This window comes from Shinella sp. JR1-6, assembly GCF_004284735.1.
Classification (GTDB): domain Bacteria; phylum Pseudomonadota; class Alphaproteobacteria; order Rhizobiales; family Rhizobiaceae; genus Shinella.
On the sequence record NZ_SHMI01000067.1, the window covers coordinates 1 to 7,857 of the forward strand.

At 55.2% G+C, this 7,857-nt stretch carries 5 protein-coding genes and 1 pseudogene; 4 read left to right on the top strand and 2 right to left on the bottom strand.

Going from position 1 to position 7,857, the window contains the following annotated elements:
- Together EXZ48_RS35365 and trpB are read left to right on the top strand one after the other, a co-directional pair.
- Window positions 1-237 (top strand): annotated as a pseudogene (locus EXZ48_RS35365) (hypothetical protein); the annotation flags it as partial.
- A gap of 267 nt (window positions 238-504) precedes the next feature.
- Window positions 505-1,731: a tryptophan synthase subunit beta gene (gene trpB, locus EXZ48_RS33640; protein ID WP_130521377.1), complete on the top strand. Its 1,227-nt coding sequence runs from the start codon at window positions 505-507 to the stop codon at window positions 1,729-1,731.
- On the opposite strand, the gene EXZ48_RS33645 is transcribed toward trpB, so the two are convergent.
- The gene (locus EXZ48_RS33645) at window positions 1,643-4,234 is read right to left on the bottom strand and encodes a YbcC family protein (RefSeq protein WP_130521379.1); all 2,592 of its coding nucleotides are present in this window, start codon (window positions 4,232-4,234) and stop codon (window positions 1,643-1,645) included. The two genes, trpB and EXZ48_RS33645, sit on opposite strands and share 89 nt — an antisense overlap.
- A 4-nt stretch (window positions 4,235-4,238) precedes the next feature.
- The gene (locus EXZ48_RS33650; RefSeq protein ID WP_130521381.1) at window positions 4,239-5,822 is read right to left on the bottom strand and encodes a proton-conducting transporter membrane subunit; all 1,584 of its coding nucleotides are present in this window, start codon (window positions 5,820-5,822) and stop codon (window positions 4,239-4,241) included.
- Window positions 5,823-5,939: 117 nt separating this feature from the next.
- Between EXZ48_RS33650 and EXZ48_RS33655 the strand changes: the two genes are divergently transcribed.
- The gene (locus EXZ48_RS33655; protein WP_130521385.1) at window positions 5,940-6,857 is read left to right on the top strand and encodes a LysR family transcriptional regulator; all 918 of its coding nucleotides are present in this window, start codon (window positions 5,940-5,942) and stop codon (window positions 6,855-6,857) included.
- A 73-nt stretch (window positions 6,858-6,930) separates the two neighbouring features.
- Entirely contained in the window at window positions 6,931-7,836 is a 906-nt protein-coding gene (locus EXZ48_RS33660; protein WP_130521383.1) for a DUF6671 family protein, read from the top strand.
- Window positions 7,837-7,857: the final 21 nt, after the last annotated feature.

The following is a 7,857-nucleotide window of genomic DNA, read 5'->3' on the forward strand; positions in this document are numbered from 1 at the left end:
ATTGCTTCCGTGGAACTGGCAGCAAGACACGCTGAACGCTCAAGCGGCATAACCCGCGGCCTCCACCGGAGGATTACTTTCATCGCCGCAGCCGGAGCGCTGCACTTCGCCATGTCGGTGAAGGTCGTGGGGCTGGAACCATGGATCTACATCGCGCTGGTGACGCTATTTCTGGCTTGGCGCGCGGTGCGGCGGAACTGGCGCAACCATAATAGGGCATACCCTCGACCTACGTAGTGCGCTTATCGCCCGATATGCGCAACGAGTTGCTTTCAGTTATGCCGGATGCACGGCACAACAAGCATGCCACTATAGCCACCGGGCGGGCAGAAATAGCCCGCAGGCAACCGCGAAAATAAGGCGGTTCCAACTGCACTCACATTTTACAAACAATCCGAAGTCGTGCTCAGAGACTCAAAGCGATTGGCTTCGACGCTTATTTCTCCGGATTTGCGATCCACATGGCGCGTTGAATCGTAAGATGGTTCGATTGGAGAAATTGACATGGAAACATATAAAGCCCGAATGCCGGACGTGGATGGTTTCTTCGGTACATTCGGCGGACGGTTCGTAGCCGAGACGCTGATGCCTCTCCTCCTGGAGCTGGATGCAAAATGGCAGGAAGCTAAAGCGGATTCGTCCTTCTGGGCGCGCTTTGAGCTGTTGTGTCGACACTACGTTGGTCGGCCAAGCCCTTTGTATCTGGCGGAGCGCTTGTCTGCCTCGATAGGTGGTGCGCGTATTTATTTAAAGCGCGACGAACTCAACCACACTGGCTCCCATAAGATAAACAACTGCGTCGGGCAAATCTTAATGGCGCTCCGAATGGGAAAGACACGCATCATTGCTGAAACCGGCGCAGGACAGCATGGCGTTGCAACTGCAACAGTTGCAGCACGGTTCGGTCTCAAATGTGTAATTTACATGGGATCAAAGGACATAGAGCGGCAGGCGCCAAATGTATTCAGGATGCGCCTTCTTGGGGCCGAAGTTCATGCAGTGACTTCGGGGAACGGAACCCTGAAGGACGCTATGAACGAAGCGCTTCGCGATTGGGTTTCGAACATAGATGACACGTATTATCTCATCGGGACCGTCGCTGGCCCCCATCCGTATCCCGAAATGGTTCGGTCTCTCCAGGCTGTCATCGGCCATGAAGTGCGACGGCAAATAGTTGAATATGAGGGAAGACTTCCGGATCTTCTGGTGGCAGCTGTAGGTGGAGGCTCCAATTCAATCGGACTGTTTCATGCCTTCCTTGATGACTCAGAAGTATCGATGCTTGGCGTGGAAGCCGGCGGCCGTGGTATAGAGAGCGGAGATCACTGCGCATCGTTGTCAATGGGCCAGCCTGGCGTTTTACATGGAAATAGAACCTACCTTCTGCAAAATGACGACGGGCAAATTAGAGAGGGTCATTCAATTTCGGCAGGGCTTGATTATCCCGGCGTTGGTCCAGAGCACGCCTGGTTGAAAGAAACTGGCAGAGTTTCATATACCTCGGCCACAGACACCGAGGCGCTGAGCGCGTTCCGGCTTCTTGCGGTGGAGGAAGGCATAATTCCAGCTCTCGAGCCGTCGCACGCATTGGCTGCTACGCTAAAGATTGCTCCTCTCATGCCAAAGGAGGCCATTGTCATCCTCAATCTCTGCGGCCGTGGTGACAAGGATATTTTCGCGGTTTCGGAATTCTTCGATGCGGACGCAAAGCGAGTGATGGAGCCGGGCTAACTGGGACATGAACAGTAGATGAGGTGTTCTCGCATCCAGTACCCGCCACCAATGGAGAGCACCTCATCATATTTCTTAAGTCCCTTTTCGTATCGCACGCGCGGGGCGCCATGGTATTGTTCCCAATGTGCTGACACGGTTCCCAGATCAAGCCGTTAGCGTAGCGCCACGCCATGTGACCTTTCTCGTCAAGAGCAAAGAGATTTAGCCAGCCGTTATCGAACAGTGCGCGAACCTGGGTATGTTGCGTCAAGATCGCGGTGATCGCATCCCTCGGAGCTTCCACGGCAACCGTCAGCCGTAGAGGCTCGTGAATGAAACCTTCTCCATCATGCACAGATTGCCAAGGAAGGCCCGCACGTAAATTGCCCCCGTTGCCTTCGACGACTCCGATGCCGCCAACGACATTGTGGAGCAACTTGTTGCCAGCCCCGAAGAGAGCCGGCGCGACCGACGAACCAAAGTATTGCAGACTAATCCAGCTCGCGACAACAACAGGTGCGGTCAGGATGAGCTCAAGAATTTTATAGTCCTCATCCTTGCGCCAGACGTAATCATGGAGAAAGACCTGTCCATCCAAGGACCGACCGGAGGTTCGGAAACGCGGTGCAGCGATGAAAGCTCGGCAGCCAGCAAGTCCTAACTCGGGCCAAACTTCCGCCCAGTCCTGACTACGCGTGATCACGTTGTCTGCCGTCGCTCGTGGCAGGCGTTTCGACCGTTCGGCTCGTGCTAACAGTCCGGCATCGGCGAGCCAATGACGAATGCGAACGATGTCCCCGCGTGCAATGCCATCTCCGAGATCATAATCGAATAGAGTTACAGTGTCAGTCGTCGTGTCGTGCAGCGCACCAAGGAAAATGGTGTTAGAAGGAATGTTGATCCCTTTCATAGATAGCTTCTCACGCACTGGCTGCTCGTTTAGCAGGCTCGCCAGCAAACGCGCGTTGACGTCACCTGCATACCCGCCACAAGCTCCGCAATGTAGTGCGCTAGCGTAGGGATTATTGACCACGTTTGCACCATGGCCAACAACAAGTACGCAGCGCCCAAAGCCCTCCGTAAGCGACATGGCCTCCAACACCATCTCGGCCATACTTGCCCGCGTAGTCAAATCGAGGCTTGGGCTAAAGTGCGGCTTGGCGACGTCTGCCCGCTTACTTTTGCCGAAACCGAGACCATCGCGCACGAGTTTACCAGCATAAACCGGCCCCATCGCCTCAACGAAGGCAAATGAGGAGACCGCCGCGAGCTTGAATCGACCCCAGGCACGCGTTGCGCGCGCGCTTAGCCGTGCCCCCGCATCGGTGTCTCCTTTTTGATCCACGGCGCTACAAGTGAAAACGGAAGGGTTCAGGAGAACTGGCAGACGTTGTTCGGGAACGTCGGACGCGAAATCCTTATGACTTATACCGAGACCGAAGAAACCGGCAAAGCCTATCGTGCGGATTCCTGGATCCAAGCTTTCGAGGGATCGCCGGAAAACCTCAGAACGCACGTCGATGCAGAATGCCGCCTGCAGCACCGGCTGCACTTCAGTTACATTGGCGGGCTTTGGTTCGGCAAGTGTACAGGCGAGCTTACGTTGGCCTGAGCGCTCGGCAGCTGACAAGAGAATGCCGTCGATCGCCGTGTCGAATTCTACCGAGACTGGCGCCCTATGGGTCCGCCGCACCTTTACCCATTCCGTATCGATGGCCGACCTGTGGCAAATGTAGAGCGCCTCTTCGAAGATCAGCCGCACAGCGAGCAATTCAAGCACGGTCGTATCATCCCTGCCCTCCAACTCTGCCTTGAATTGGATGTGTCGTGCCAACTGGACCCATCCGCCAAGCGTCAGCAGAAGCTGATGAAAATAAGTACCGGGCTCGGCGCCGAGACCAAGCGTAACGGATGCTCGTTCGATGGCTGCTTGTGGGGTTTCGGGCGCGTCGGTGACATAGAAGCAAAAGTTCTTTAGACCGTGGATTTCCGTCGTCAAATCGTGGGTAGCAAATTCCCGCCAAGCGGCATAGAGACCATTGCGACGGGATGCAGCCCAAAGGGCCTGCCCTTCATCGAAGAAGCCGGACGCGAAAGAACCGATGCGGTCATAAACTAGTGAGGGCCAATCCGTGCCCGTGGCTTGTGCCGCGAGTTCTGAAATAGTTGGCAAAGGCGCAAGATGCTGCGGCTCAGCGGCAGCGGCAATCTTAAGTTCACGCAAGTCTATTCGATTAAAAAGTACACTCGCGTCAAGGGCGGCGATGAGATCTTCGTCCGCGATCTCACCATTGGCAATCTTGGCCGAATAGTGCTTACGGGGTAGTGCGAGCCGTATGCCGCCAATCCGAGCGAGCCGCGCTGCCGTCTGATCGAAGCGATCGTTTACCTGCCCGAGAAAGGGATTGACGGCTACGGACGTTGTCAGCGGCCAGGCCGGTGGAACAGCCCCTACCGCCTCCTTTGCTGCTCGCACCAGTGCTTCGCCATACAAGGTTTCGACTTTACCTACATCGGCCATGGATTCACTCCTTTACGAATTCAGACGTCGGTGACACCGATCGTGTAATAGTCCAGCCGCCGAGCAGACGGTCGAAGAGCGCATTCACATAGAGGCCATTGGTAAGATGAACCCTGAAGCCGGCCGCTGCCGGATGATAGGCCCATAGCGGGAACAGAGACTGAGCCAACGCCACCAAGCCAAAGGTGGCGACAGCGAGCAACATAAGCGTCCATTCGAGTGGGCCGGGCTGCGGTGCTGTCGGCAACGTGCCGTTCAGCAGATCATCTGATATCCACTGCAGGGCGAAGTAGGCTGTGGCTGCCGCTATCGAATAAAGGGTCGTCCGCCACGTCAGCGCTCGTGGTGCGGCATCTGCTAGACCTTGAGCAATGAGATAAGCTACCCCGAATATGAGAATCGCGCCCAGAGCCATCGCCTGCGGCGGTTTGTCCACGATTCCAAAGATCACCCCAAACACAGCGTAAATAAATAAGGCCAAAAGGAAAGCGCGACCGACCGCGCCTATGTTTGGAATTGTAACCGGGCCTGGACGCCGGATGGCAGAGACCGTTTCGACGGCGCAGCCACAAGAAAGAAAAGCGTGTGCTTTATAGAGGGAGTGAGCGATGATGTGGAGAAGTGCGATGGGGAAAAGCGCAAGGCCGCATTGCAAGATCATGAAACCCATCTGCGCCACAGTAGACCAAGCCAGTGAAGTCTTCACCGCAGATTGCGTAAGCATGACCAGGCTGCCGAAAAGCGCTGTGAACCCACCCACGATGACCAATATGGCCAGCACCAATGGAGCGTGCAACATAACGTCGGCAAGCCGTATGAGCAGAAAGCCTCCGGCGTTTACAACGCCGGCATGCAGCAGGGCGGAAACCGGCGTTGGCGTCTCCATGACTTCGGTCAGCCAGCCATGGGTCGGAAACTGCGCTGACTTGAGGAGGGCCGAGATCGCCAGAAAGGCTGCGGCAGCACTCGTCAGCGGCGTGCCATCCCCGCCACGCGCGATGGCAAGGATCGTCGCGATATCGCCTGTCTTAAAATCAATCGACAAGAGGACCGCAGCGCAAATAAGGGCCGCGTCGCCAGTGCGTGAGATGATGAATTTCTTGCGCGCGGCACGCTGCGCCGCGGGGCGTTGCGGATAAAAAAGCAGAAGTTTGTGGAGCAGCAGACTAGATGTGATCCACCCCATGACAAGTTGCAAAAACGTGCCTGCTTGAACCATCAAGAGGACGGCAGCGATGGTCGCAGCCATCCACCCTGTGAAGGCGCCCTGGCGCCGTTCTCCGTCCAGGAAATTGCCAGCATAACGCAGCACTATCCAGCCAATGAATGAGACGAGCAACAGCATCAGGACACTGACCAGATCGAGGCGCGAGGAGAATGCAAAGTAATCGTACCCGATTGCCAGACCTGTTACAGGTCCATTCAAGGCGAGCACGATGCCCGACAGGATTGCAACGACAATCGAGGCAAGAGCCGTTAATTCAGCTATGCGCACGGCCAGACGAGGCCGAAGGCTGGACGCCGTAAAACAATAGAAGGAAGCACCCGCAAGGATCAGCGGCGCTATTAAGGGAAGACTCGTGATCATAAAGGTCTCCATGCACATTCGACACTTGGCAAAGCGTCGATACGAGGCGTTGTTATCACCCGGCTAGAGATGGAAAAAATTCATTGTTTTCACGAAATCGTTCTATAAATTGGAATGATGTCAGAGTTGAACTATCATCACCTTCGCTACTTTCGTGCCGTCGCACACGATGGAAATTTAACGCGTACGGCTGAACGGCTGAACCTCTCTCAGTCGGCTCTTTCCACACAGATAAAGCAGCTGGAAGGGCGCTTGGGCCATGCCCTTTTCGAGCGCCGCGGACGGCAGTTATTTCTAACAGAAGCGGGGCGTATCGCGCTCGATCATGCGGACGCGATCTTCGCCTCAGGTCAGGAACTCGTCGAGACGTTGAAGGAAACCGGCAGGACCCGCCGTGCGATCCGGATAGGCTCGCTCGCGACACTCTCTCGCAATTTCCAGATTGAGTTCTTGCGGCCGATCCTCGGGCGCCCAGACGTCGATATGATACTGCGCTCGGGTAGTACAAGCGAATTGCTTGGCGCGCTTGAGGCACTGAGCCTTGACATCGTATTGCTGAATCAAGCCCCAATGACGGATTCCGTCACACCATTTGTCACCCAGCAAATCTATCAACAGCGAGTGAGCTTAGTGGGCAAAATGCCTTACAGTAAATCTCGTGCTAGCCTTGTGGATCTCCTCACCGACCACCCCGTCGTTCTTCCGTCGCTCGAAAGTGGGGTTCGCTCGCAATTTGACGCTCTCGTAGCACGACTTGGAATCACACCTCAGATTGCTGCAGAAGTGGACGATATGGCGATGATGCGCGTCCTCGCTCTGGAAGGAGCCGGTCTTGCCGTTCTTCCTCCTATCGTTGTCAAGGGTGAACTGGAGACCGGCAAGCTCATCGAGTACGACGCCCTTCCGGGCATGGTCGAGACATTTTACGCCATAACCGTGAAACGTCGTTTCCCAAATCCGCTCGTATCATTTCTGCTAAAACCCTTCAAAGCCGCAGCGACTACAGAAAACCCATTCATTAAAAAGAATGAATAGATCGAAACAATGAATTTTTAGAGCTCCAGTTCGCGCGCTATGGAGAATAGTGCGATCGTTTGGAGCAGCTGAAATGAATATTTCTGATCTATCTCGCAAACAATGCACGCTCGTCCACGCAGAATCCAGGGATTCGAGCCTTTCGTCATCAATTTACTCCAAGTTACCAAGGCAGGTTGCGCTTGGAACCATGCACGGAAAGGAGGCAGCGCTTTCGCCCTCCTTTGCCGATATAGATGTTCATCTGGCGGTTCCTCGCGATCTCAACACGGATAGCTTCGGAACCTTCACCAGCGAAGTGAAGCGAGCGGGCACCATACTCGACGCCGCTCGAGCAAAAGCAAAAGCGGCGGCCGCGTTAAGCGGCCTGCCGATCGGCATCGCAAGTGAAGGCTCCTACAGTCCACACCCATTCATTCCGCTCGGTCGGGAGCTTATCTTATGGCTCGATATCCGATCCGGGGTCGAGATCGTCGATATGATCATCGATGAGTCTCCGAATTTTGCCCATATTGACGTGGAAGACGTCAACGAAGCGGACAAATTTTTGAACGCGATTGAGTATCCTCAGTATGCTTTAATCGTGAGTGTCGTCGGCACAGACGTGGTGACCGCAAAGGGCATAAGAGATGCTGCGGCTTTGAGCGAGGCGGTCAGAACAGCCGTTACACAATCACCCTGCAGCTTGGCGCGCATCCAGACAGACATGCGAGCGCACATGAACCCTCGACGCATGTCCGTCATTGCCAAGCTAGGCAAGCGCTTTGTCAAACGCCTAATGACCGCCTGTCCCCAGTGCGACCATCCCGGGTGGGGCTGGGTTGGAACAGCGGCGGGGCTATGCTGCAGCGAATGTAATTCGCAAACGCAATTGCCGTCTCATGATGTTATGGGTTGCGCCGCTTGCGGCAATGAGCAGTTAGCCCGAATAATTCACGAGGGGTTGGCGGATATGGTTCAAACCGTTGAAATGACGTAGGATTTGGTTGCTTACGCCGAT

What these genes read in the sequence shown, in the direction of transcription:
- EXZ48_RS33655 (WP_130521385.1), top strand. Translation starts at nt 5,940, where the DNA reads ATGTCAGAGTTGAACTATCATCACCTTCGCTACTTTCGTGCCGTCGCA.
- trpB (WP_130521377.1), top strand. Translation starts at nt 505, where the DNA reads ATGGAAACATATAAAGCCCGAATGCCGGACGTGGATGGTTTCTTCGGT.
- EXZ48_RS33650 (WP_130521381.1), bottom strand. Translation starts at nt 5,822, where the DNA reads ATGATCACGAGTCTTCCCTTAATAGCGCCGCTGATCCTTGCGGGTGCT.
- EXZ48_RS33660 (WP_130521383.1), top strand. Translation starts at nt 6,931, where the DNA reads ATGAATATTTCTGATCTATCTCGCAAACAATGCACGCTCGTCCACGCA.
- EXZ48_RS33645 (WP_130521379.1), bottom strand. Translation starts at nt 4,234, where the DNA reads ATGGCCGATGTAGGTAAAGTCGAAACCTTGTATGGCGAAGCACTGGTG.